Below are 22,050 nucleotides of genomic sequence, written 5' to 3' on the forward strand. Positions count from 1 at the left end.
GCATGGCTAATACCGTTGCGGTCGTCGATTACGGCATGGGCAACCTGCGCTCCGTGTCCCAGGCCGTCCAGCACGCGGCCGACGAGGTCGGCGTCCAGGTTTTCGTGACCTCCGATCCACAGGTGGTGCGCGACTGCACCCGTGTCGTGCTGCCGGGGCAGGGCGCCATCCCCGATTGCATGCGCGAGTTGCGCGAGTCGGGCCTGCTCGAATCCGTGCTCGAAGCCGCCGCCAGCAAGCCGCTGTTCGGCGTGTGCGTGGGCATGCAGATGCTGCTCAGCCACAGCGAGGAGGGTGATACCGCGGGGCTGGGCCTCATTCCCGGACGGGTCATGAAGTTCGAGCTCGAAGGCCGCACGCAGCCCGACGGCAGCCGCTACAAGGTGCCGCAGATGGGCTGGAACCAGGTGCGCCAGGCCCAGCCGCATGCGCTGTGGGACAAGGTGCCCGACCAGGCCTGGTTCTACTTCGTGCACAGCTTCTATGCGCGTCCGACGGATTCGCGCCACAGTGTGGGCGAAGCCGAATACGGTGATCGCTTTACCGCTGCCGTGGCACGCGATAACATTTTTGCGACCCAGTTCCACCCAGAGAAAAGTGCGGACTTCGGGTTGCAGCTCTATCGAAACTTTCTCCACTGGAACCCTTGAGCCCCTGACCGGGAGCTATTTCCTCGCCTGCCATGCTGCTGATTCCCGCAATCGATCTCAAAGACGGCCGCTGCGTTCGCCTCAAGCAGGGCGACATGGACCAATCCACCATCTTCTCCGAAGACCCGGCGGCCATGGCGCGCAAGTGGGTGGACGCCGGTGCGCGTCGCCTGCACCTGGTCGACTTGAACGGTGCCTTTGCCGGCAAGCCGCAGAACCATGCGGCCATCAAGGCCATCCTGCGCGAAGTGGGTGACGACATTCCCGTGCAGCTGGGTGGCGGCATCCGCGACCTGGACACCATCGAGCGCTACATCGACGACGGCCTGCGCTACGTGATCATCGGCACCGCCGCGGTGAAGAACCCCGGGTTCCTGAAGGACGCGTGCAGCGCCTTCGGCGGCCACATCATCGTGGGCCTGGATGCCAAGGATGGCAAGGTGGCCACCGACGGCTGGAGCAAGCTCACCGGCCACGAGGTGGCCGACCTGGGCAAGAAGTTCGAGGACTACGGTGTCGAGTCGATCATCTACACCGACATCGGCCGCGATGGCATGCTTTCGGGCATCAACATCGACGCCACGGTGCGCCTGGCGCAGGCGCTGACCATTCCGGTCATCGCCTCGGGCGGCCTGGCCGGCATGGCCGATATCGAGAAGCTGTGCGCCGTCGAGGAAGACGGCGTCGAAGGCGTGATCTGCGGCCGCGCCATCTACACCGGCGACCTCGACTTTGCGGCGGCGCAGCTGCGCGCCGACGAACTCGCGGCCTGACGCAGCCCTGGCCCGAACGCGCCGGCGGCGGCCAACTGCCCTAATCGGCCGGCTTGACCGCCATGGCCTCGATGATGCTGGCGAGCTGCGCGCTCATCGGCAGATCGATGCTCTGGCCGGTGGGCAGCTTGCGCAGGAACCAGCGCTTGTACTGCCGCTCCATCTCGCCGTCCTCGGCCAGGATCTGGAAGGCATCGCGCACCACCTTGGCCAGCTGCGGATCGTTCTTGCGGAACACGATGCCGTACGGGTCGTACGACAGGTCATCCCCGAGCACGACGTAGTCCGCCTTGGCGCCGCGCTGCGCGATCAGGCCGTACAGCAGCACATCATCGGTGGCGAAGGCGTCGGCCTGCCCGCGGGCCACCAGGTCGAAGGACTGTGCATGCTCGGGCGACACGACGATCTGCATGCCGAGCTTGAAGCGGCGGTCCAGGTCCTGCAGCGCCTTCTCGTTGGTGGTGCCGGCCGTGACCGCCACCTTCCTGCCGGCGAGGTCGCGGAAGGACGCCACGGGAGAGCCCTTCTTCACCATCAGCCGGGTGCCCGAGACGAAGATGGTCGGCGAGAAGGCCACGCGCTTCTGGCGCTCGAGGTTGTTGGTGGTCGAGCCGCACTCCAGGTCGATCTGGCCGCCTTCCACCGCGTCGATGCGGGAGGCGGCCGTCACCGGCACCCAGCGTATGGCCAGGCTCCTGTTGATGGCATCCTCGATGGAAGACACCAGCGCCTTGCACAGCTCGACCGAATAGCCGATGGGCTCCTGCCGCGGCGACAGGAAGGAAAAGGGCACCGACGATTGCCGGTAGCCCAGCGCGATGGTGCCGCTGGCGCGCACCTTGGCCAGCGTGCCGGACAGTTCGACCGGGGCGGAGGCGACGGTGGGCGGCGTCGCGTCCTGCGCATGGGCGGTGGGTACGCCCGCTTGCAGGACGGCGGCCAGCAGCGCACTCGCCGCGCGGCCCAGCCAGGCGGACCGGAATGAGTGCGCCAGTGCGTTCATTCGTTCCCCCTCGGAATCAGCCCTGCGCCGGATGCGCCAGCGATGCCGAGGCTTCCTTGTCGAGCTGGCGCGCATTGGCGTCCGCATCGGCTTCCGGCATCAGTTCGCCCTCCCATTTGGCGACCACGGCGGTGGCGATGGAGTTGCCCACGGCGTTGGTGGCCGAGCGCCCCATGTCGAGGAAGGTGTCCACGCCCAGGATCAGCAGCAGGCCGGCTTCGGGAATGTTGAAGTGGTTCAGCGTGGCCGCGATCACCACCAGCGAGGCCCGCGGTACGCCCGCCATGCCCTTGGAGGTGAGCATCAGGATCAGCAGCATGGTGACCTGGGTGCCCAGCGACAGGTGGATGTCGTAGGCCTGCGCGATGAAGAGCACGGCAAAGGTGCAATACATCATCGAACCATCCAGGTTGAACGAATAGCCCATGGGCATCACGAAGCTGGAGATCTTGCGCTTGACGCCGAAGCGGTCCAGCGCATCGAGGATCTTGGGATAGGCCGCCTCCGAACTGGCGGTGGCGAAGGACAGCAGGAAGGCCTCCTTGATCAGCACCAGCAGCTTGAACACCCGCCGGCCCAGGAACAGGAAGCCGGCGAGCACCAGCACGCCCCACAGCAGGAAGAGGCTGATGTAGAAGTCGCCCATGAACACGGCGAACTTGAGCAGGATGCCCAGGCCGTTGACAGCCACGGTGGCAGCCATGGCGGCCATCACCGCCAGGGGGGCGAGCTTCATCACGTAGCCGGTGATCTTGAGCATGGCGTGCGAGAGCTCGTCGATGGCGTTGATCAGCGTGCGGGCCTTCTCCCCCAGCGAGGCCAGCGCCACGCCGAAGAACATGGAGAACACCACGATCTGCAGGATCTCGTTGTTGGCCATGGCCTCGGCGAAGGATTTGGGCACCAGGTGGGTGACGAAATCCTTGACCGTGAACTTGGAAGTGGCCAGGTTGGCCGAGGTGCCGATGTCCGGCAGCGGCAGGCCCAGGTTGGCGCCGGGCTGCAGCAGGTTGGCCATGACCAGGCCGAGGACCAGCGAGACCAGGGAGGCGGTGATGAACCAGGCCAGCGACTTGCCGAACACCCGGCCCACCGAAGCGGCGTCGCCCATGTGCGCGATGCCCACCACCAGTGTGGAGAACACCAGCGGCCCGATCAGCATCTTGATCAGGCGCAGGAACACGTCGGAGACCAGCGAGATGTAGCCGGCAATCTGACTGGCGGCCTTCGGGTCGGGAAAGCTGGCGTGGACCATGTGTCCCAGGATGACGCCGATCACCATGGCGATCAGGATCCACAGCGCAGGTGGAAGTTTTCTCATGTGCCCCTCTGAAATGTTGGTTCTTTCTCTCGATTGCCGCGCCCGCCCTTCTCGGGCGGCCATCGCATTTCATGCGATTTTTCCGGCTGCCGCAATGCCGCTCGAACCCCCGAGGGAACGGTTCGGCCGCATTCATTGCGGGTCCGGCGCCTCCCTAGAATCGAGGGATGTCCATCCAAACCCTCGAATTTCGCGGCCTGCCGGCGTTTCGACTCGCACTGCCCGAAGGCGACGCCGTCGTGGTGGCTCGGCACGGCGCGCAAGTGCTGTCCTGGGTCAGCGGCGGCGACGAGCGAATCTACCTCAGCCCGCAGGCCATGATGGATGGGCACAGCGCCATCCGGGGCGGGGTGCCCATCTGCTTTCCGCAGTTCAACCAGCGCGGCCCGCTGCCCAAGCACGGCTTCGTGCGCAACATGCCGTGGCAGCTGGAAGAGCGCGACGCCCCAGCCGGCGAACTGGCCCTGGTGCTGCATGACGGCGACGCGACGCGCGCGTTCTGGCCCCACGCCTTCCGGGCCGAATTGCGGGTGGCGCTGCAGCCGCGCACACTGCGCGTGACCCTGACCGTCGACAACACCGGCTCGGCGCCCTGGAACTTTGCCGCGGCCTTGCATACCTACCTGCGCGTCGACGAGATCGCCGACGTGCGGCTGGAGGGCTTGCAGGGCGCCAACCGCTGGGATGCGGTGCGTGACGACCGCCATGTGGAGATGGCGCCTGCCTTGCGCTTCGACGGCGAATTCGACAGCGTCTACACGTCGCCGGCCCAGGGCCTGCGCCTGGTGCAACCCGGGGCGACGCTGGCCATCAAACAGAGCGCGAGCTGCACCGAAACCGTGGTCTGGAACCCTGGCGCACAATTGAGTGCCAAGCTGGCCGACATGCCGGACGATGGTTACCGCCATATGCTGTGCGTGGAAGCCGCGCGGATCGACGAACCGGTCCAACTGCAGGGCGGCGCCCAATGGAAGGGTTGGCAAGAGCTGACTCTGGCCTAGTTTCTTTCTTTCCTCATCATGCTTGCCAAGCGAATCATTCCTTGCCTGGACGTCACGGGCGGCCGCGTCGTCAAGGGCGTCAACTTCGTCGAACTGCGCGACGCGGGCGATCCCGTCGAGATTGCCGCGCGCTACAACGCGCAGGGCGCCGACGAACTGACCTTCCTGGACATCACCGCCACCAGCGACGGGCGCGATCTGATCCTGCCCATCATCGAAGCGGTGGCTTCGCAGGTCTTCATTCCACTCACCGTGGGCGGCGGCGTGCGCACGGTGGCCGACGTGCGGCGGCTGCTCAATGCGGGCGCGGACAAGACCAGCTTCAATTCCGCCGCCATCGCCGATCCGCAGGTGATTTCCGACGCGTCGGCCAAGTACGGTGCCCAGTGCATCGTGGTGGCCATCGACGCCAAGCGCCGCACGCCGCAGGACGAGCAGCGCGCTGGCGCCGACGGCCAGCCGGTCGGACCGGGATGGGACGTCTACAGCCATGGCGGGCGCAAGAACACCGGGCTGGACGCCGTGCAATGGGCCGTCGAAATGGCGCGGCGCGGCGCCGGCGAGATCCTGCTCACCAGCATGGACCGCGACGGCACCAAGAGCGGCTTCGACCTGGCGCTGACCCGGGCCGTGAGCGATGCCGTCAGCGTGCCGGTCATCGCCTCGGGCGGCGTGGGCAATCTCGACCATCTGGCTGACGGCGTCCAGCAGGGCGGCGCCGATGCGGTGCTGGCAGCCAGCATCTTCCACTACGGCGAGTACACCGTGGGCCAGGCCAAAGACTGCATGGCGGCGCGCGGAATCCCTGTTCGGCGATGATGTGTTGATGATCTACAGCGACTCAATGCCTGAAGCACCGCGGAACCGGCTTTGCCGGGCCGCTGGTGTGGCCCCCTCGAAGGGGTTGGCGAAGCGACACGAAGTGCGCGAAGACTGGGGGTGGGCCAATGACTTGGCTCGATGAAGTGAAATGGGACGCGAACGGCCTGGTGCCGGTGATCGCGCAGGAAGCGTCCAGCGGCGACGTCATGATGTTCGCCTGGATGAACCGCGAGGCCCTGGCCAAGACGGCCGAACTGGGCCGCGCGGTGTACTTCAGCCGCTCGCGCGGCAAGCTGTGGTTCAAGGGCGAAGAGTCGGGCCACGTGCAGACGGTGCACGAGATCCGCATCGATTGCGACAACGACGTGGTGCTGCTCAAGATCACCCAGCTGGGCCACGAGCCGGGCATTGCCTGCCACACGGGGCGTCACAGCTGCTTCTTCAGCAAATATGAAAATGGCCAATGGGTCGTGACCGAACCGGTCTTGAAAGACCCGGAAAGCATCTACAAGTAAATTCCAAGAGAAGATGAGTACCGACGCCCTGGCGCGCCTAGCCGCCGTGATCGAAAGCCGCCTGCCGGCGCGCGGGGGCGACCCCGACAAGAGCTACGTCGCCCGCCTGCTGCACAAGGGCCCCGACGCGTTCCTGAAAAAGATTGGTGAAGAAGCCACCGAGGTGGTCATGGCTGCCAAGGACGCGGACCATGGCGGTGAGCGCCAGAAGGTGGTCAACGAAGTGGCAGACCTGTGGTTTCACAGCATGATCGCCCTGGCGCACTACGGGCTTTCGCCAGCCGACGTGGTGGCCGAACTGGAGCGCCGCGAAGGCACCAGCGGCATCGAGGAAAAGGCGCTGCGCAAGGCGCAGGCGCGCGAAGCCTCGAACGACTGATCCGCGAAGAAGGAGCCGCAAAGACTATGGCCAACGAGATCGTTCCCGCGCCGGCCGACGATTCGCTCAAGACCTGGGGCTGGGTCAGCTACATCCTGCATCTGGTCGTGGCGGTGGCCGCGGTGGTGCCCGGCGCCTACGTTTCCATCGGCCTGCTGCTGATTGCGTTGGTCATGGATCTGGTCAAGCGCGACGACGCGGCCGGCACGTGGCAGGCCTCGCATTTCAGCTGGCGCATCCGCTCGGTGCTGTGGGCGGGCGTGCTCTATGTGGTAACTATTCCGCTCTATCTGCTTCTTTATGTGCCCGGCTGGATCGCCTGGGCGCTGATTTCGCTCTGGTTTCTCTACCGCATCGTCAAGGGGATGGTGCGCATGAACGCCGGCCAACCCATGGAGCCCACGAATGTCGTCTGACCCGAACTGCATCTTCTGCAAGATCATCGAAGGCAAGATCCCCTCGAAGAAGGTCTACGAGGACGAGGAACTGTTCGGTTTTCACGACATCGCCCCCTGGGCGCCGGTGCATTTCATGCTGGTGCCCAAGCGCCACATTCCTTCCATGGCCCAATTGACGCCGGAGGATTCCGCGCTGATGGGAAAAATCATGACACTGGCGCCCCAGCTGGCGCTCGAGAATGGCTGCCGTCCCTACCCGGAAGGCGGATTCCGGGTCGTGGTCAATACCGGTGCGGAAGGCGGCCAGGAAGTGCAGCATCTCCATGTTCACGTCATGGGCGGCCCCCGCCCTTGGGCACGGGGATGACATCTTCGGCCGTCTAAAATTGCAGCAATTCTTCAGGAGCTTTCCATGGGTTCGTTTTCTATCTGGCACTGGCTGATCGTGCTGCTCATCGTCGTGATGGTGTTTGGCACCAAGAAGCTCAAGAACATGGGCTCCGACCTGGGCGGCGCCGTCAAGGGCTTCAAGGACGGCATGAAGGACGGCTCTGCGCCCGACGCGCCGGCCGCCCCGCCTGCGCAGGTGACCTCGGCCACCGCCGCCGACAAGCCGACCATCGACGTCGAAGCGCGTCAGAAGTCCTGATCCGGCTGCTGCTCACGTGCTCGAACTCGGCATTTCCAAGCTGGCACTGATCGGCGCCGTGGCGCTGGTCGTCATCGGCCCGGAAAAGCTGCCTCGGGTCGCGCGGACCGTCGGCACCCTGCTGGGCAAGGCGCAGCGCTATGTCAACGACGTCAAGGCCGAGGTCAACCGGTCGATGGAGTTGGACGAGCTGCGCAAGATGAAGGACACGGTCGAGGGCGCTGCCCGCGACGTGGAGCAGAGCATCCGCACCGAGGCCGAAGGGGTCAAGCAGCAACTGGAAGGCGAAAGCCTGCCCTTTACGCCGCTCGAGACCCCGCCCGACTATCCCCAGTACAAGCACCCGCGCAAGAACTGGCGCTTGAAGCAGGGGGCCACGCCCCAGTGGTACAAGGCACGCAACGGCGTGCGCACCAAGGCGCTTTCCGGCGCGGCACGGGTGGCACGCTACCGTCCGCACAAGTTCAATTAGCAAGGCGCCCACGTCGCGCCTTTTTTCGCGTTCCAACGCGTGCCGGATACCGGCCCACCCACGATCCATGGCTGAATCCGACAAGAACAAAGAAGACGAACTCGCCGGCACCGAGCAGCCCTTCGTCGCGCACCTCATGGAGCTGCGCGACCGCCTGCTGTACTGCATCTACGGGCTGGCGGTGGCCGGTGCGCTGCTGGCCATCTGGCCGGGGCCCTCGGGGCTGATCGACATGATCGCGGTTCCCATCAAGGCCCACATGCCGCCCGATGCCAAGCTGATCGCGGTGGGCGTGTTCTCTCCCTTCTTCGTGCCGCTCAAGGTGCTGCTGATGGCGGCGGTGCTGCTGGCGCTGCCCTGGCTCATGTACCAGGCGTGGATGTTCGTGGCGCCCGGCCTGTACAGCCACGAGAAGAAATTCGCCCTGCCGCTGATCATTTTCGGCAGCCTGCTGGCCTACGGCGGCATCGCTTTCGTTCAGTTCTTCGTGCTGGACAAGATGTTCGGCTTCATCCAGCGCTTCACGCCGGCCAGTGTGGCGGCCACGCCGGACATCGCGTCCTACGTGGAATCGATTCTTTCCCTCTACATCGCCTTCGGGGTGGCTTTCCAGGTGCCCATCGTGGTGATGCTGCTGGTGCGCTTCGAGATGGTCACGGTCGAGAAGCTGCGCAGCTTCCGCGGCTACTTCGTGGTGGGTGCCTTCGTGGTCGCGGCCGTGCTGACACCGCCCGACGTCATCTCGCAACTCGCCCTGGCGGTGCCGATGTGCCTGCTCTACGAGGTCGGCATCATCGCGGCCCAGTACTTCGTGAAGGTCTCGAAGTCGCCGGAGGCCGAGGGCGAAGCGTCCGAAAAAGCGGATTCCGCTTGAACTGAGTCCTCCCGGCTTTTCACTCCGCTTCGCTGCGTGTAGTTCGCCACCTCCCGAGGAGGGGACCCCACCTGCGGCCCGGCAAAGCCGGTTCCGCGGTGCGGGGCTGGCTCTAAGGCCGGTTGTCTATTCCCTTTCCGGGACGCGCCGCACCGGCGTCCTGGGCCGCAGGCCCGGGGTGACGTCGAGCTCCATCCGGTCGCCGCCGCGCTGCAGCGAGAAGCGCGCGGCATTGCCGGGCTTGAGGCCTGCCACTGCCGTCAGCAGCTCCTGCACGTTCTCGATCTTCTTCTCGGCCACGCTGGTGATCACATCGCCAGGCCGGATGCCGGCGCGTGCGGCCGGACCGTTCTGGAGCACGCCGGTGATGATGACGCCGCTCTTGGCCTTCACGCCGAAGGTCTCGGCCAACTCGGGGGAGAGGTCGTTGGGTTCCACGCCGATCCAGCCGCGCGTGACCTTGCCTTCCTTCACGATGTCTTCCAGCACATGCTTGGCGGTGGACACCGGAATGGCGAATCCGATGCCCATGCTGCCGCCCGAGCGGGAGTAGATCGCGGTATTGATGCCTTCGAGGTTGCCACCAACGTCCACCAGCGCGCCGCCGGAGTTGCCGGGGTTGATGGCCGCATCGGTCTGGATGAAGTTCTCGAAGGTGTTGATGCCCAGCTGGTTGCGGCCCAGGGCCGAGACGATGCCGCTGGTGACCGTCTGCCCCACCCCGAACGGATTGCCGATGGCCAGCACCTGGTCGCCCACCTGCAGCGTGTCGGAGTTGCCCAGCACGATGACGGGCAGCTTGTCCAGGTCGATCTTGAGCACGGCCAGGTCGGTGTCGGGGTCGGTGCCGATCACCTTGGCTTGGGCCTGGCGGCCGTCGGTGAGGGTGACGGCGATCTCGTCGGCACCTTCCACCACATGGTTGTTGGTGAGGATGTAGCCCTCGGGGCTGACGATCACGCCGCTGCCCAGGCCCACCTGGGGCTGGTCGTCCTGGTCGCCGAAGAAGAAGCGGAACCAGGGGTCGTTGCTGCGCGGATGGCGCGGCGCGGCCTTGCTGGTGTTGATGCTCACCACCGCCGGCGCCGCGCGCTTGGCCGCGGCGCTCAGGCTGCCCGCGGCAGGCGGCTGCGGCGCGGCCACGGGCGCCTCGAGCACCGAGACCACGCCGCCCAGGCTGGTGGACCGCTGGTGTATCCACTCCGGCTTCAGGGTGGCCACGACGAAATAGCCGGCCAGGACGACCGTGACGGCCTGGGAAAAGAGCAACCAGAAACGCTTCATGTGAGATGGGGATGTTGACGCTGCGGATTGTCCCTCAGCCGCCGGGTCCTGCGCGAGCAGGGGATGCAGGCCGGCGCGGGCGGGGTGAAAATGATGCGATGAGCACGACGCGCCATGAACTCCTCCATGCCTTCGACCTGCTGCTCGCCCCCGAGCGCTTCAAGGACTACGGCCCCAACGGCCTGCAAGTCGAAGGCCGTACCGCGGTGCGAAAGATCGTCTCCGGCGTAACGGCGAGCCGCGCCTTGATCGAGGCGGCCATTCACGCCGACGCCGATGCGATCTTCGTGCACCATGGCCTGTTCTGGCGCGGCCAGGACGGCCGGGTCACCGGCTGGATGCGGCAGCGGCTGGGGCTGCTGCTGGGCGACGACGTCAACCTGTTCGCCTATCACCTGCCGCTGGATGCGCACCCCGAGCTGGGCAACAACGCGCAGTTGGGCCTGCAACTGGGGCTGGTGGCGCACACGGGCTCTGCGGGCCGTTTCGGCGACCAGGAAATCGGCTTCCTGGGGGCGCCCGAGGATGGCGCCACCTTTGCCAATGGCAGGAAGCTCGCGGCTCACGTCGAGCGCGTGCTCAAGCGCCCCGTGACCCTGGTCGAAGGGCAGCGCCCCATCAAGAACGTGGCCTGGTGCACGGGCGGCGCGCAAGGCTACTTCGAAGCGGCGATTGCGGCCGGTGCCGATGCCTTCATCACCGGCGAGATCTCGGAGCCGCAGGCGCACTACGCGCGCGAGATGGGTGTGAGCTTCCTCGCCTGCGGGCACCATGCCACCGAGCGCTACGGCGCACCGGCCGTGGCAGCGCATGTGGCGGCCCAGCTGGGCCTGGCGCACGAATTCATCGACATCGACAATCCCGCGTGACCACCGCTTCCGCAGCGCCGGCGCCGCTGGCCATCACCATGGGCGATCCGGCCGGCATCGGCCCCGAGATCGTGGTGAAGGCCTTCCGCGAAGCGCCCGAACTCGTGCGTGGCACCTTCGTCGCAGGCGACGTGGGCTGCATGCGGCGCGCCGCATCGATCCTGGCCCGTCCGGGGGCGCCGGCATGGCCGACGGTGGTGATCGACGATCCGGCCGAGGCCTGGTCTGCGCCGCCGGGCAGCGTGCCCGTCATGCAGGTGGTCGGCACGGTGCCCGAAGTGGTGCTTGGACAGGTGAGCGCCGCGGCGGGCCGCGCCGCGGGCGATGCGGTGACCTGGGCGGCACGGGCCGCACTGGCTGGCGACGTCGCGGCCATCGTCACCGCGCCCCTGCACAAGGAGGCGCTGTCGGCCGCCGGCTTCGATTTTCCCGGCCACACGGAGCTGCTGCAGAGCGAGGCTGCGCGGCATCTTGGACGCACGGTGGCAGAAGTGCCCGTGCGCATGATGCTGGCCAATGACGAGTTGCGCACCGTGCTCGTGAGCATCCATGTGTCCCTGCGTGCCGCCATCGAAGCCGTCACCTTTGATGGTGTAGCGCAGACCTTGCGCATCACGCACGAAGCCTTGTCGAAGGCGCTGGGCCATGCGCCACGCATTGCCGTGGCGGGGCTCAATCCGCATGCGGGGGAGGGCGGCCTGTTCGGCTCGGAAGAACAGCTCGTCATCGCGCCTGCCATCGAGACCGCGCGAGCCGGGGGCATCGTGGCCAGCGGCCCCTACGCTCCGGACACGGTCTTCATGCGCGCCCGCAAGGGTGAATTCGATGTCGTGGTTGCGATGTACCACGACCAGGGCCTGATCCCCGTGAAGTACCTCGGCGTGGAAAAAGGCGTGAACGTCACGCTCGGGCTGCCGCTGGTGCGCACCAGCCCCGACCATGGTACCGCATTCGACCTTGCCGGCACCGGTCGGGCCGACGCCGCCAGCCTGGTCGAGGCGATCCGGGTCGCCCGCGCGCTCGTCAGGACCGCTTGAGGCTGTCGCGGATCTCGCGCAGCAGCGTGATGTCTTCCGGCGTGGCCGCAGGCGGCGGAGGCGCCGTGTTGCGCAGGCGGTTGATCTGCTTGACCATCACGAAGATCACGAAGGCCAGGATCACGAAGTTGACCGCCACGGTGATGAAGTTGCCGTAGGCCAGCACCGGCACGCCCGCCTTCTTCAGATCGGCCAGCGTGTTCGCCACGCCGGCGGGCACGGTGCCCAGCACGATGTACAGGTTCGAGAAGTCCAGCTTGCCGAAGATCAGGCCCACGATCGGCATGATCACATCGGCCACCAGGGAGTCGACGATCTTGCCAAAGGCGCCGCCGATGATCACGCCGACGGCCAGGTCGACGACGTTGCCCTTGACTGCGAACTCTCGAAACTCGCTCATGAAGCTCATGTTGATTCCCCGCGCGCTTGTTGTTGAAAACGGCGCCAAGTATAGGGAGGAGGCTTGGGCGCAACACGGTGCGCACCTCGGGTCTGCTCGCGTTGAGTTCGCCATTTACGCTCCGCTACAATGATTCGTTGAGCCTGCAAGTACCCCAACGAAGAAGATTGAGGACCCTATAAATGAGTGAGACCACCGTCGGCCAGCCCCGGGTCGACAGCAGCAAAAGGACTTGGTTGATCGCATCCGGCTGTGCCGGAGTGGTGGGCGGCGTGGCAACTGCCGTCCCCTTCGTGAGTACCTTCGAACCTTCAGAAAAGGCCAAGGCGGCGGGGGCCCCGGTCGAGGTGGACATCAGTGGGCTCAAGCCCGGCGAAAAGGTCACCGTCGAATGGCGGGGCAAGCCGGTGTGGATCCTCAAGCGAACGCCCCAGCAGATCGCAGAACTTGCCAAGCTCGATGGCCAGCTGGCCGACCCGGCGTCCAAGCGCAATCCAGACGAATTCACCCCCAAATACGCGCAGAACGAGCACCGCTCGATCAAGCCCGACGTGCTGGTGGTGGTGGGCATCTGCACCCACCTGGGCTGCTCGCCCATCGACAAGTTCCAGACCGGGCCGCAGCCGTCGCTGCCCGACAACTGGGAGGGCGGCTTCCTCTGCCCCTGCCACGGCTCGACCTTCGACCTGGCCGGCCGCGTCTTCAAGAACAAGCCCGCGCCCGACAACCTGCCGGTCCCACCCCACATGTATCTTTCCGACACGCGCCTTCTGATCGGCGATGACAAGAAGGCCGCCTGAGGAAAAGAACATGGCAGAACTCAAGGAAATCTCCCCCAACGCCGCCGCCAGCCAGAAACTGCTCAACTGGGTGGACAACCGCTTCCCGTTGTCCAAGCTCTACAACGAGCACATGGCGGACTACTACGCGCCGAAGAACTTCAACTTCTGGTACATCTTCGGCTCGCTGGCGCTGCTGGTCCTGGTCATCCAGATCGTCACCGGCATCTTCCTGGTGATGCACTACAAGCCCGACGCGACGCTGGCCTTCGCATCGGTCGAGTACATCATGCGAGACGTCCCGTGGGGATGGCTCATCCGCTACATGCACTCCACGGGCGCCTCGGCCTTCTTCGTGGTGGTGTACCTGCACATGTTCCGCGGGCTGCTCTACGGCAGCTACCGCAAGCCGCGCGAGCTGGTCTGGATCTTCGGCTGCGCCATCTTCCTGTGCCTGATGGCCGAAGCCTTCATGGGCTACCTGCTGCCCTGGGGCCAGATGTCGTACTGGGGCGCACAGGTGATCGTGAACCTGTTCTCCGCCATTCCCTTCATCGGTCCTGACCTGGCCCTGCTGATCCGCGGCGACTACGTGGTGAGCGACGCCACGCTCAACCGCTTCTTCAGCTTCCACGTCATCGCCGTGCCGCTGGTGCTGCTGGGCCTGGTGGTGGCGCACCTGATCGCGCTGCACGAAGTTGGCTCCAACAACCCCGACGGCGTGGAAATCAAGAGCAAGCTCGACGACAAGGGCCGCCCGCTCGACGGTATCCCCTTCCACCCCTACTACACGGTGCATGACATCCTGGGCGTGGTGGTGTTCCTGCTGGTGTTCTCGGCGGTGATCTTCTTCGCCCCCGAGGCCGGCGGCTACTTCCTCGAGTACAACAACTTCATCCCGGCCGATTCGCTCAAGACGCCCAACCACATCGCCCCGGTGTGGTACTTCACGCCGTTCTATTCGATGCTGCGTGCCATCACCAGCGAGATGATGTATGCGCTGATCGCCTGCGTGGTGGCCGGCGCCGTGTTCGGCGTGTGGAAGACGCGCCTCATCGGCCTGGTCAAGGCCGTGATCGTGATCGCCGCGGTCGTGGTGGCGGCCGCCATGCTGTCCATCGACGCCAAGTTCTGGGGCGTCGTGGTCATGGGCGGCGCGGTCATCATCCTGTTCTTCCTGCCCTGGCTGGACCACAGCCCGGTGAAGTCGATCCGCTATCGCCCGAGCTGGCACAAGTGGGTCTACTTCGTGTTCGTCGTCGATTTCATCGTGCTGGCGTACCTGGGTGTGCAGCCGCCGTCGCCCACCGGCGAGCGTGTGTCGCAGATCGGCACCCTGTTCTATTTCGGCTTCTTCCTGCTCATGCCCTGGTGGAGCCGGCTTGGCGAATTCAAGCCGGTACCCGACCGCGTGACCTATTCGGCGCATTGAGCGGGAGCACACAAGAATGAAAAAGATCATCCTCACGCTGATTGCCGCCCTGGGTTTCGCGGCGGGCGCCCAAGCCGCCGAGGGCGGCATCGCCTGGGACAAGGCGCCCAACAAGACCACCGACATGGCCTCGCTGCAAAACGGCGCCAAGCTTTTCGTCAATTACTGCCTCAACTGCCATTCGGCCGCCTTCATGCGCTACAACCGCCTGCAGGACATCGGCATCACCGAAAAGCAGATCAAGGACAACCTGCTGTTCACCACCGACAAGGTGGGCGAAACCATGCAGGCCAACATCAATCCCCGCCAAGCCAAGGACTGGTTCGGCACGGTGCCGCCCGACCTCACGCTGGTGGCCCGCTCGCGCGCCGGCCATGGCGGCACGGGTGCCGATTACCTCTACACCTACCTGCGCACTTTCTACCGCGACGAGAGCAAGGCCACGGGATGGGATAATCTGGCCTTCCCGAGCGTGGCCATGCCCAACGTCCTCTGGGAACTGCAAGGCGAGCGCCGCCCGGTCTACAAGGAAATCGAACAGCACGGGCACAAGGTGCGTGTGGTGTCGGGCTTCGAGCAGGTCACCCCGGGTACCATGACGCCGATGCAGTTCGACCAGGCCGTGGGCGACCTCGTCAACTACATGCAGTGGATGGCCGAGCCAGCGCAGAACACCCGCATCCGGGTCGGCGTCTGGGTCTTGCTATTCCTGTCGCTGGCACTGGTTTTCGTGTGGCGCTTGAACGCCGCTTATTGGAAAGACGTCAAGTAATTCCAAGCAACGCTGATCGAGGCGGGCTTTGCCCCCTCGTCCCGCAGAGTGGTTGCCCTTGGGGGCAAACCACTCTTTTTGATTTTTAGGAGTCTCTCGCCATGATGGTGCTTTATTCAGGAACCACCTGCCCCTTTTCCCACCGCTGCCGCTTCGTGCTGTTTGAAAAGGGCATGGATTTCGAGATCCGCGACGTCGATCTCTACAACAAGCCCGAAGACATCAGCGTGATGAACCCGTACGGCCAGGTGCCGATCCTGGTCGAGCGCGATCTCATCCTGTACGAGTCGAACATCATCAACGAGTACATCGACGAGCGCTTCCCGCACCCGCAGCTGATGCCCGGCGACCCGGTGGACCGCGCCCGCGTTCGCCTGTTCCTGCTCAACTTCGAGAAGGAACTGTTCGTGCATGTCTCCACCCTGGAGAACCGCACCACCAAGGGCAACGAGAAGGCGCTCGAAAAGGCCCGCTCGCACATCCGCGACCGCCTGACGCAGCTGGCCCCCGTGTTCCTCAAGAACAAGTACATGCTGGGCGACAACTTCTCGATGCTCGACGTGGCCATCGCGCCGCTGCTGTGGCGCCTGGACTACTACGGCATCGACCTGAGCAAGAATGCCGCGCCGCTGCTGAAGTACGCCGAGCGCATTTTTTCACGCCCTGCCTACATCGAAGCATTGACCCCCTCCGAAAAGGTGATGCGCAAGTAAGCTGTAGAGTTGCGGCAGGCAACTTTTCAGCACACTTTCGAGCCAATGATCAGCGCGATCGAGTCCTCTTCCACCCGCCCGTACCTCATCCGGGCCTTGTACGAATGGTGCACCGACAACGGCTTCACGCCGTACATCGCCGTGCAGGTCGACGAGGGCGTGCAGGTGCCCCGCGAATACGTGAAGAACGGCGAGATCGTGCTGAACATCAGCTTCGATGCCACCAGCTCGCTCAAGCTGGGCAATGACTTCATCGAGTTCAAGGCCCGCTTTGCCGGCACCGCGCGCGAGATCATCGTGCCGGTGGGTCGGGTGATTGCCATCTACGCACGCGAGAACGGGCAGGGCATGGCCTTCCCGGCGCCAGCCCCGTCGGCTGCCGGCGGCGCCGGGCACGCGCCTGCGCCAGTGCCTTCCGCGGGTCCTTCGCCGGCCAAGGGCGCCGGTGCGCGCACGGCAGAAGCCGATGCGTCCCGCATCGTTCACCTGGTGACAGGCGACGAGGTGGAACTGGGGGCCGAAACGGCATCGCCTTCGTCGCCTGCCGGCGACGACGAGCCGCCCAAGCCGCCTTCGGGCGCGGGCGCCCGTCCCTCGCTCAAGCGTATCAAGTAGTCAATTCATCTCAACCGGCAGCAACGAGGGGCTCCCCGAGGAACGGCGGGGGACCCCGATAGAATGCCGGGCTACGCCGCTTTAGCTCAGTTGGTAGAGCACCCGCCTTGTAAGCGGAAGGTCGTCAGTTCGATTCCGACAAGCGGCACCATTCGAAGGCCCGGCAACGTCCAGCGTTGGCCGGGCCTTTTCCTTGTTCGAACGCTAGCCGTGGCGCACTGATCGCGGCTTCCCGGCAGCGCCGATTCCGCATTCGAGGCCGCGATCCCAATCCGCCAGATCGGCGGCCGCCCGGTAGGTGGTGTTCAGGAAGGCCAGCAAGGCCGCATCAGGATCCGCCGCCGTGCGGACCGCCTCATAAGGCAGCATCCACTCGCCGAACGTCTCGCTCCAGAACGCCTGGCCCGGTTGGACGGCCGCCTGGGCGAATCCGGACGGTGTCGGGTAGGCGTACGAAAAGAAGGCCGCCTCGGGATGCGCCTCGCTGCCGGGCCAGAAACCGGCGCTGCTGACTTCGTGCGAATACGCTTCACGCGTGACCGGATCCGGCAAGCCTGGGAAGCCGCCCGGGTGCAAGGGCGCCGGCCGGCCCGAGAAGCGCGTGACGGCCAGGTCGAAGCTGCCCCAGAAGAAATGCACCGGGCTGCACTTGCCGAGGAAGCTGGTGCGAAACATCCTGAAGACGCGGTCCACCTGCACCAGCGCCCGCCAGAAGCGATGCACCGCATCGCCGTCGTAGGAGGCGTGCAGTTCGTCATCGGGAAAGCGGATCGGGTCCGGCACTTCGTTGGGCACCACGTTGATGGCGACCGCAAAGCCTGCCGCCTGCAGTCCGTTCATCAACCGGCGGTAGAAAGAGGCGACGGACATCGGCTCCAAGGCAAAGCCGCGGTCCGGCCCTTGCGAATGGCGCACCACAAGTCGGTGATCGATGAAGTCGAACTCGATCTCGAGCAGGCCGCCGGCCGCATGGATGGCCGTGGTGCCGAGCCCGCGTGCGGTGACGTACAGGGGAACCTGCCAGCCGTGATTGAGCCAGGGCGACAGGGTCAGCCGCACCTTGCCGACGATCTGCGTCCACAGGTGCAAGGTCTGCAAGGTGTCGCGCCACTGGGCGTAGTCCAGTGCCGGCCAAGGCTTCTGAAGGCGCTGAGCTTCTTGCATCGCATGGCTCCTGGTTTCGGGGCAGATTCTCCCTGCAAACCACCCGCAACGCCTGCGCCCGTCACCGATCCGGTTGACCGACGAGTAATGATTTGGTCCACTGTGTCTAAAAGTTAATTGCGGATCAGATCAGATGACGAGTTCCCCGCATTCGAAGTCCCCTGTGCATGAAGACGCCGTGGCGGGGCTTTACCGTGCGGCGCTCTATCCGGGCGAGATGCATGGCGCCATCTCGGCGGTTGCCGCGAGGGTGGGCGCCGACACCTTCCATTTCCTGGCTTGGGACCGTCAGCGGATGACGACCCGCTTCAACGTCTATTCGCATGCCGGCCTGGCGGACGGCATCGAAGACTATGCGGCCTACTACGGCGCCATCGACCCGCGCCGCAAGCTGCTGGATTCGCAGCCCATCGGCAGCGTGCTGGCCTGCCATGAGCATTTCTCGAGCGATGTGGTCAGCCGGGACGAGTTCTTCCAGGATTTCCTCATCCCGGCGGGTTCGCGCTACGTGGCTGGCGCCAGGGTCTGGACCGACGGCAACCAGGATTTCGTGCTGGGGCTCATGCGCGACGTCGGCAACCAGCCCTTTGCCGCGGATGCGCTGATGGAGGCCGAGCGCCTGGTGGCTCACTTCGGCCGGGCCTCCCAGTTATGGGCCGACACGCGGGCGCTGCGGATGGCCGCCGCCGCTGGGGAACACGTCGCGCAGTCGCAAGGGCTGGCCCTCTTCGGCCTCAATTCACTGGGCGAGCTGGTCTATGCCAACGAGAAGGCGGAGGCGCACCTGCGCGAAGCTTCCATCCTCCGGCTGCGGCACGCCAGGCTGATGGCATGCGACCCGCGGGACGACGAGGCGCTGAGCGCCGCCGTGCGGCATGCGCTGGACCATCGCTCGGGATGCAGCCGGCTCGTGGGGCAACATGCGCCCGGCGGCGCGCTGATGGTCAGCATCGCCCCGCTGGATCTCGACCGCAGCGCTTCTGCCTGGAATCTCGACCTGGCCAGCGTGCTGGTCACGGTACGCCAGCGCAACCTGGGCGTCGCACCGTCTCCCAATGCGCTGAACCAGATGTACGGCCTGAGCCGGGCCGAGGGGGCGCTCGCGGTCGCCCTGTGCCGCGGCGATACGCTGCAGGAGTACGCGGAGGTGGCAGGCCTGTCCGTGGCGACGGTGCGCACGCAACTCAAGGCCATCTTCCAGAAGACCACGACTTCGCGGCAGGCCGAACTGGTGAGCCTGCTGCTGCACGTGCCCGGCTGACCCGCCGGCGGCGGGCCTGGCGGCTGCTCAATCAATCGATGTACGACAGCGGCAAGGCGGTGGTGAACTTGAGCTCTTCCATGGCGAAGCTCGAAGAAACGTCGAAGAGCTGCGTGCCGGCGATCAGTCGCTTGTAGACCTTGTCGTAGGCGCCGATGTCCGGCACCACGACGCGCAGCAGGTAGTCGATGTCGCCGCTCATCCGGTAGAACTCGACGACTTCCGGAATGGCCTCCACCGTCGCGCGAAACTGGTCGAACCAGGCTTGCGTGTGTGTGTTGGTGCGCACGGAAACAAACACGGTGACCCCCACATTGACCTTGTGGCGGTCCAGCAGAGCCACATTGCGGGTGATGACGCCGGCATCCCTCAGCCGCTGAACGCGCCGCCAGCACGGGGTCTGGGACAGGCCGACCGCCTCGGCCAGCTCGGCCACCTGGCGGCCGGCATCTTCCTGCAGAAGCGCGAGCAGCTTGCGGTCCGTGGAATCCAATTTCAATAGTTTGGTCATTATTGGAATCTGATGCTCATTCTTGGTGGCAACCGGTCGAATTTAGCACCCGGATTCCACGACTGCATCCGCAGAATTGCGCGTATGGAAATCTATCTCGACGCGAATGCCACGACCCCGGTGCTTGCGCAGGCCCGTGCGGCCGCGCTGTCCGTCATGGCCGACACCTTCGGCAACCCGAGCAGCATCCACGGCAGCGGCCTGAGGGCACGCGCACTGCTCGACGAGGTCCGCGCGGCGGCGCGCCGGGTGCTGGGCGCACCGACCGGCCAACTGCTGTTCACCAGCGGGGCCACCGAAGGCATCCAGACCGCCGTGCTGTCTGCGCTGCATGCGTTGCGCCAGCGCCGTATTGCCGGCGAAACCATTCCCGCCCGCGTGCTCTATGGCGCTACCGAGCACAAGGCCGTGCCCGAAGCGCTTCGGCACTGGAACGCGCTGCTCGGCCTGCAATTGCACATCGAGGCGATTCCGGTGGGCGCCGACGGGCGCCACGACCTGGCCTGGCTGAGCCGCCACGCGCCTGAAGCGGGGCTGGTGTGCACCATGGCGGCCAACAACGAAACCGGCGTCATCAGCGACCTGGACGGCATCGCCGCGGCGCTGGCAGGCAGCGGCGCGCTGTGGCTGGTCGACGGCGTGCAGGCGCTCGGCAAGCTGCCGCTGCACCTGGCCGAGCGCCGCATCGACTACGCCCCGTTCTCCGGCCACAAGCTGTATGCGCCCAAAGGCATCGGCATGCTCTACGTGCGCGAAGGCGCGCCGCTCACGCCGCTGCTCATGGGGGGAGGGCAGGAGGGCGCACTGCGCGCAGGCACCGAGAACATGGCCGGCATCGCGGCACTGGGCGCGGTGCTGTCCGCGCTGGAGGCGGGTGGCGTGTTCGCGTCGCCCGAGCGCCTTCAGGCCCAGCGCGACCGGCTCGCCGCCGCCTTGCGCGATGCCTTTCCCGGCGTGGTGTTCAACGCGCCCTTCGAATCCAGCCTGCCCACGACGCTGAACTTCTCGGTGCCCGGCATGAGTGCCCGCATGCTGCTCGACCTGTTCGATGCTGCCGGCCTGCGCATGAGCGGCGGCTCCGCCTGCAGCGCGGCGCGTGCGCAGCCCAGCTACGTGCTCGAGGCGATGGGCTTGCCCGCGTGGCAGACCGAATCGGCGGTGCGCCTGTCCTTCGGCGCGGCCGACAGCGCCGGGCTCATCGACGAAGCCTGTGCCCGGCTGCAAAGCTGCGGCGAAGCCTTGCGTGCCACCTGCCAGAGCGAGGGTGTCCAGGGGGCCGACGGGCCCGTCGAGCTGCTCACCCGCTTCGTCGTCGACGGCGCCTGCTGCTACATCGTGGCGGACGAAAGCAGCCGGCGCTGCGTGGTGATCGATCCGCTGCCGCAACTGACGGACAGGCTGGCCCAATGGATCCACTGCCGCCAGCTCGAACTGGCCGCGGTGCTGGACACGCACAGCCATGGCGACCATGCCTCTTCCGCCCAGGCGCTGCGCGACGCGCTGCCCGCATCCTTGGGCAAGTGCGACGCCGTCGACGGCCTGGGCTGGCCGAGGGGCGTCCAGGCCCTTGACCTGGGCGGGCATCGCCTCTTGCGGATGTCCGTGCCGGGCCACACCCAGGACTCGACCGCCTATCTCCTGCACGACGGATTGCAGCAACTGCGCCTGGCTTTTGTCGGCGACACCGTGATGCCCGGCGCCTTGGGTCGAAGCGACTTCGAGCAGAGCGCGCCTGCGGCGTTCGGCGCGTCGCTGCGCGCCCTCGAGCAGGCCGTGGGGCCGCACACGCTGCTGTTGCCTGCCCACGACTACGACAACCGGTTCGCCACCACGCTGAGCGTCGAATGCGCGGCGCAGCCCCTGCTGGCCGCGGTTTTGCAAGGTCGATTGAGCGACGAGTCCTTTGCCATGGAAAAGGCCGCGCTCGAGCAGGCGTTGGCACCCACCGAGTACCAGACCCTGGCCTGCGGTGCGCGCTCCGAATGCAGCCTCTTCGACGAGCAGGTGGAGTTGCCGTCGACCGAACTGCTGGCGCAAATGTCTGCCGGGCCGGCGCCGATGCTGGTCGACGTGCGCGAGCCCTTCGAGTCGCGCATGGGCATGGCCGGCGGCGCGCTCGACGCGCAGCCGGTGCCGCTGTCCACCCTGATCAACGCCCTGCCGGCATTGACCCGGCTGCCGGCTGAAACTCCGCTGGTCTTTGTCTGCCGCAGCGGCAACCGCAGTGCGCAGGCGGCGCGGGCGCTGCGCCGGCTCGGCCATGCGCAGGCCTGGAGCCTGGCAGGCGGGCTTGCGCTGTGGCCCGCGCAGGCGGGCGATGTGCCTGGCGCCGAGGCGCTGGCGATCTGACGACCGG

Annotated in this window: 26 protein-coding genes and 1 tRNA gene; 21 read left to right on the forward strand and 6 right to left on the reverse strand. The window is 66.0% G+C overall.

The window, feature by feature from the left end; all coding sequences use genetic code 11:
- The first annotated feature begins 2 nt into the window (after positions 1–2).
- Both hisH and hisA read left to right on the forward strand, forming a co-directional pair.
- Positions 3–650, forward strand: a complete 648-nt coding sequence (gene hisH, locus VSO01S_RS01030) for an imidazole glycerol phosphate synthase subunit HisH (protein WP_068639945.1) — start codon at positions 3–5, stop codon at positions 648–650.
- 32 nt (positions 651–682) lie between these two features.
- The gene (gene hisA / locus VSO01S_RS01035) at positions 683–1,423 is read left to right on the forward strand and encodes a 1-(5-phosphoribosyl)-5-[(5-phosphoribosylamino)methylideneamino]imidazole-4-carboxamide isomerase (protein WP_068639946.1); all 741 of its coding nucleotides are present in this window, start codon (positions 683–685) and stop codon (positions 1,421–1,423) included.
- A 40-nt stretch (positions 1,424–1,463) separates the two neighbouring features.
- Here the strand turns inward: hisA and VSO01S_RS01040 are convergent, their stop codons facing one another.
- Positions 1,464–2,426 (reverse strand): amino acid ABC transporter substrate-binding protein, encoded by a 963-nt coding sequence (locus tag VSO01S_RS01040; RefSeq protein ID WP_084241605.1) that lies wholly within the window; start codon positions 2,424–2,426, stop codon positions 1,464–1,466.
- A gap of 16 nt (positions 2,427–2,442) precedes the next feature.
- Positions 2,443–3,747, reverse strand: coding sequence for a dicarboxylate/amino acid:cation symporter (locus tag VSO01S_RS01045; RefSeq protein ID WP_068639947.1), 1,305 nt, complete (start codon positions 3,745–3,747; stop codon positions 2,443–2,445).
- Between the two features lie 167 nt (positions 3,748–3,914).
- Between VSO01S_RS01045 and VSO01S_RS01050 the strand changes: the two genes are divergently transcribed.
- The 9 genes from VSO01S_RS01050 to tatC all read left to right on the forward strand — a co-directional run bounded on the left by VSO01S_RS01050 (position 3,915) and on the right by tatC (position 8,857).
- Positions 3,915–4,748 carry a D-hexose-6-phosphate mutarotase gene (locus VSO01S_RS01050; protein ID WP_068639948.1) on the forward strand — a complete coding sequence of 278 codons (834 nt, stop codon included), beginning with the start codon at positions 3,915–3,917 and terminating at the stop codon, positions 4,746–4,748.
- Between the two features lie 18 nt (positions 4,749–4,766).
- A complete protein-coding gene (hisF, locus tag VSO01S_RS01055; protein WP_068639949.1) occupies positions 4,767–5,567 on the forward strand; it encodes an imidazole glycerol phosphate synthase subunit HisF in 801 nt (266 codons plus the stop codon).
- Positions 5,568–5,695: 128 nt separating this feature from the next.
- On the forward strand, positions 5,696–6,085 hold the full coding sequence (gene hisI, locus VSO01S_RS01060) for a phosphoribosyl-AMP cyclohydrolase (protein ID WP_068639950.1): 390 nt from the start codon (positions 5,696–5,698) through the stop codon (positions 6,083–6,085).
- Positions 6,086–6,098: 13 nt separating this feature from the next.
- Positions 6,099–6,464, forward strand: a complete 366-nt coding sequence (locus VSO01S_RS01065; protein ID WP_068639951.1) for a phosphoribosyl-ATP diphosphatase — start codon at positions 6,099–6,101, stop codon at positions 6,462–6,464.
- 26 nt (positions 6,465–6,490) lie between these two features.
- Positions 6,491–6,880 carry a DUF4870 family protein gene (locus VSO01S_RS01070; RefSeq protein ID WP_068639952.1) on the forward strand — a complete coding sequence of 130 codons (390 nt, stop codon included), beginning with the start codon at positions 6,491–6,493 and terminating at the stop codon, positions 6,878–6,880.
- A complete protein-coding gene (locus tag VSO01S_RS01075) occupies positions 6,870–7,229 on the forward strand; it encodes a histidine triad nucleotide-binding protein (RefSeq protein ID WP_068639953.1) in 360 nt (119 codons plus the stop codon). The genes VSO01S_RS01070 and VSO01S_RS01075 overlap by 11 nt, the downstream gene beginning before the upstream one ends.
- A 45-nt stretch (positions 7,230–7,274) precedes the next feature.
- Complete coding sequence (gene tatA, locus VSO01S_RS01080; protein WP_068639954.1) at positions 7,275–7,511, forward strand: Sec-independent protein translocase subunit TatA; 237 nt, start codon at positions 7,275–7,277, stop codon at positions 7,509–7,511.
- A 16-nt stretch (positions 7,512–7,527) separates the two neighbouring features.
- Positions 7,528–7,983: a Sec-independent protein translocase protein TatB gene (tatB, locus tag VSO01S_RS01085; protein WP_068639955.1), complete on the forward strand. Its 456-nt coding sequence runs from the start codon at positions 7,528–7,530 to the stop codon at positions 7,981–7,983.
- A gap of 67 nt (positions 7,984–8,050) precedes the next feature.
- The gene (tatC, locus tag VSO01S_RS01090; RefSeq protein ID WP_068639956.1) at positions 8,051–8,857 is read left to right on the forward strand and encodes a twin-arginine translocase subunit TatC; all 807 of its coding nucleotides are present in this window, start codon (positions 8,051–8,053) and stop codon (positions 8,855–8,857) included.
- A gap of 126 nt (positions 8,858–8,983) precedes the next feature.
- On the opposite strand, the gene VSO01S_RS01095 is transcribed toward tatC, so the two are convergent.
- Entirely contained in the window at positions 8,984–10,141 is a 1,158-nt protein-coding gene (locus tag VSO01S_RS01095) for a S1C family serine protease (RefSeq protein ID WP_068639957.1), read from the reverse strand.
- Positions 10,142–10,239: 98 nt separating this feature from the next.
- Between VSO01S_RS01095 and VSO01S_RS01100 the strand changes: the two genes are divergently transcribed.
- On the forward strand, positions 10,240–11,010 hold the full coding sequence (locus tag VSO01S_RS01100; RefSeq protein ID WP_068639958.1) for a Nif3-like dinuclear metal center hexameric protein: 771 nt from the start codon (positions 10,240–10,242) through the stop codon (positions 11,008–11,010).
- A complete protein-coding gene (gene pdxA / locus VSO01S_RS01105; RefSeq protein WP_068639959.1) occupies positions 11,007–12,047 on the forward strand; it encodes a 4-hydroxythreonine-4-phosphate dehydrogenase PdxA in 1,041 nt (346 codons plus the stop codon). The genes VSO01S_RS01100 and pdxA overlap by 4 nt, the downstream gene beginning before the upstream one ends.
- Here the strand turns inward: pdxA and mscL are convergent.
- Positions 12,034–12,456, reverse strand: coding sequence for a large conductance mechanosensitive channel protein MscL (gene mscL / locus VSO01S_RS01110; protein WP_068639960.1), 423 nt, complete (start codon positions 12,454–12,456; stop codon positions 12,034–12,036). The two genes, pdxA and mscL, sit on opposite strands and share 14 nt — an antisense overlap.
- A gap of 173 nt (positions 12,457–12,629) precedes the next feature.
- Here mscL and petA point away from each other — a divergent pair, with 173 nt between their 5' ends.
- From petA to VSO01S_RS01140, 6 genes are all read left to right on the forward strand, one after another.
- Positions 12,630–13,247, forward strand: coding sequence for a ubiquinol-cytochrome c reductase iron-sulfur subunit (petA, locus tag VSO01S_RS01115; RefSeq protein ID WP_068639961.1), 618 nt, complete (start codon positions 12,630–12,632; stop codon positions 13,245–13,247).
- Positions 13,248–13,257: 10 nt separating this feature from the next.
- On the forward strand, positions 13,258–14,658 hold the full coding sequence (locus tag VSO01S_RS01120; protein ID WP_068639962.1) for a cytochrome b: 1,401 nt from the start codon (positions 13,258–13,260) through the stop codon (positions 14,656–14,658).
- A gap of 16 nt (positions 14,659–14,674) precedes the next feature.
- Positions 14,675–15,430 (forward strand): cytochrome c1, encoded by a 756-nt coding sequence (locus VSO01S_RS01125; RefSeq protein ID WP_068639963.1) that lies wholly within the window; start codon positions 14,675–14,677, stop codon positions 15,428–15,430.
- A 101-nt stretch (positions 15,431–15,531) separates the two neighbouring features.
- Positions 15,532–16,143: a glutathione S-transferase N-terminal domain-containing protein gene (locus tag VSO01S_RS01130; RefSeq protein WP_007835362.1), complete on the forward strand. Its 612-nt coding sequence runs from the start codon at positions 15,532–15,534 to the stop codon at positions 16,141–16,143.
- Between the two features lie 45 nt (positions 16,144–16,188).
- Positions 16,189–16,758, forward strand: coding sequence for a ClpXP protease specificity-enhancing factor (locus VSO01S_RS01135; protein WP_068639964.1), 570 nt, complete (start codon positions 16,189–16,191; stop codon positions 16,756–16,758).
- Positions 16,759–16,833: 75 nt separating this feature from the next.
- Positions 16,834–16,909: transfer RNA gene (locus tag VSO01S_RS01140), tRNA-Thr, on the forward strand.
- 53 nt (positions 16,910–16,962) lie between these two features.
- Here the strand turns inward: VSO01S_RS01140 and VSO01S_RS01145 are convergent.
- Positions 16,963–17,922 (reverse strand): DUF5996 family protein, encoded by a 960-nt coding sequence (locus VSO01S_RS01145; protein ID WP_068639965.1) that lies wholly within the window; start codon positions 17,920–17,922, stop codon positions 16,963–16,965.
- Positions 17,923–18,055: 133 nt separating this feature from the next.
- On the opposite strand from VSO01S_RS01145, the gene VSO01S_RS01150 reads away from it, so the two are divergent.
- Complete coding sequence (locus tag VSO01S_RS01150; protein ID WP_153305086.1) at positions 18,056–19,183, forward strand: helix-turn-helix transcriptional regulator; 1,128 nt, start codon at positions 18,056–18,058, stop codon at positions 19,181–19,183.
- Between the two features lie 31 nt (positions 19,184–19,214).
- Here VSO01S_RS01150 and VSO01S_RS01155 read toward each other — a convergent pair whose 3' ends face one another.
- Positions 19,215–19,676, reverse strand: coding sequence for an Lrp/AsnC family transcriptional regulator (locus VSO01S_RS01155; protein WP_281179793.1), 462 nt, complete (start codon positions 19,674–19,676; stop codon positions 19,215–19,217).
- Between the two features lie 102 nt (positions 19,677–19,778).
- Here VSO01S_RS01155 and VSO01S_RS01160 point away from each other — a divergent pair, with 102 nt between their 5' ends.
- Positions 19,779–22,043, forward strand: a complete 2,265-nt coding sequence (locus tag VSO01S_RS01160; protein WP_068639968.1) for an aminotransferase class V-fold PLP-dependent enzyme — start codon at positions 19,779–19,781, stop codon at positions 22,041–22,043.
- Positions 22,044–22,050: the final 7 nt, after the last annotated feature.

The sequence above is a fragment of the Variovorax soli NBRC 106424 genome, from assembly GCF_001591385.1.
GTDB classification, from domain to species: domain Bacteria; phylum Pseudomonadota; class Gammaproteobacteria; order Burkholderiales; family Burkholderiaceae_C; genus Variovorax; species Variovorax soli.

What these genes read in the sequence shown, in the direction of transcription:
- VSO01S_RS01065 (WP_068639951.1), top strand. Translation starts at nt 6,099, where the DNA reads ATGAGTACCGACGCCCTGGCGCGCCTAGCCGCCGTGATCGAAAGCCGC.
- mscL (WP_068639960.1), bottom strand. Translation starts at nt 12,456, where the DNA reads ATGAGCTTCATGAGCGAGTTTCGAGAGTTCGCAGTCAAGGGCAACGTC.
- tatA (WP_068639954.1), top strand. Translation starts at nt 7,275, where the DNA reads ATGGGTTCGTTTTCTATCTGGCACTGGCTGATCGTGCTGCTCATCGTC.
- VSO01S_RS01135 (WP_068639964.1), top strand. Translation starts at nt 16,189, where the DNA reads ATGATCAGCGCGATCGAGTCCTCTTCCACCCGCCCGTACCTCATCCGG.
- petA (WP_068639961.1), top strand. Translation starts at nt 12,630, where the DNA reads ATGAGTGAGACCACCGTCGGCCAGCCCCGGGTCGACAGCAGCAAAAGG.
- VSO01S_RS01075 (WP_068639953.1), top strand. Translation starts at nt 6,870, where the DNA reads ATGTCGTCTGACCCGAACTGCATCTTCTGCAAGATCATCGAAGGCAAG.
- VSO01S_RS01160 (WP_068639968.1), top strand. Translation starts at nt 19,779, where the DNA reads ATGGAAATCTATCTCGACGCGAATGCCACGACCCCGGTGCTTGCGCAG.
- VSO01S_RS01040 (WP_084241605.1), bottom strand. Translation starts at nt 2,426, where the DNA reads ATGAACGCACTGGCGCACTCATTCCGGTCCGCCTGGCTGGGCCGCGCG.
- hisI (WP_068639950.1), top strand. Translation starts at nt 5,696, where the DNA reads ATGACTTGGCTCGATGAAGTGAAATGGGACGCGAACGGCCTGGTGCCG.
- VSO01S_RS01130 (WP_007835362.1), top strand. Translation starts at nt 15,532, where the DNA reads ATGATGGTGCTTTATTCAGGAACCACCTGCCCCTTTTCCCACCGCTGC.
- VSO01S_RS01145 (WP_068639965.1), bottom strand. Translation starts at nt 17,922, where the DNA reads ATGCAAGAAGCTCAGCGCCTTCAGAAGCCTTGGCCGGCACTGGACTAC.
- VSO01S_RS01120 (WP_068639962.1), top strand. Translation starts at nt 13,258, where the DNA reads ATGGCAGAACTCAAGGAAATCTCCCCCAACGCCGCCGCCAGCCAGAAA.
- VSO01S_RS01100 (WP_068639958.1), top strand. Translation starts at nt 10,240, where the DNA reads ATGAGCACGACGCGCCATGAACTCCTCCATGCCTTCGACCTGCTGCTC.
- tatC (WP_068639956.1), top strand. Translation starts at nt 8,051, where the DNA reads ATGGCTGAATCCGACAAGAACAAAGAAGACGAACTCGCCGGCACCGAG.
- hisA (WP_068639946.1), top strand. Translation starts at nt 683, where the DNA reads ATGCTGCTGATTCCCGCAATCGATCTCAAAGACGGCCGCTGCGTTCGC.
- VSO01S_RS01150 (WP_153305086.1), top strand. Translation starts at nt 18,056, where the DNA reads ATGACGAGTTCCCCGCATTCGAAGTCCCCTGTGCATGAAGACGCCGTG.
- hisH (WP_068639945.1), top strand. Translation starts at nt 3, where the DNA reads ATGGCTAATACCGTTGCGGTCGTCGATTACGGCATGGGCAACCTGCGC.
- VSO01S_RS01045 (WP_068639947.1), bottom strand. Translation starts at nt 3,747, where the DNA reads ATGAGAAAACTTCCACCTGCGCTGTGGATCCTGATCGCCATGGTGATC.
- VSO01S_RS01050 (WP_068639948.1), top strand. Translation starts at nt 3,915, where the DNA reads ATGTCCATCCAAACCCTCGAATTTCGCGGCCTGCCGGCGTTTCGACTC.
- VSO01S_RS01125 (WP_068639963.1), top strand. Translation starts at nt 14,675, where the DNA reads ATGAAAAAGATCATCCTCACGCTGATTGCCGCCCTGGGTTTCGCGGCG.
- hisF (WP_068639949.1), top strand. Translation starts at nt 4,767, where the DNA reads ATGCTTGCCAAGCGAATCATTCCTTGCCTGGACGTCACGGGCGGCCGC.
- VSO01S_RS01070 (WP_068639952.1), top strand. Translation starts at nt 6,491, where the DNA reads ATGGCCAACGAGATCGTTCCCGCGCCGGCCGACGATTCGCTCAAGACC.
- VSO01S_RS01095 (WP_068639957.1), bottom strand. Translation starts at nt 10,141, where the DNA reads ATGAAGCGTTTCTGGTTGCTCTTTTCCCAGGCCGTCACGGTCGTCCTG.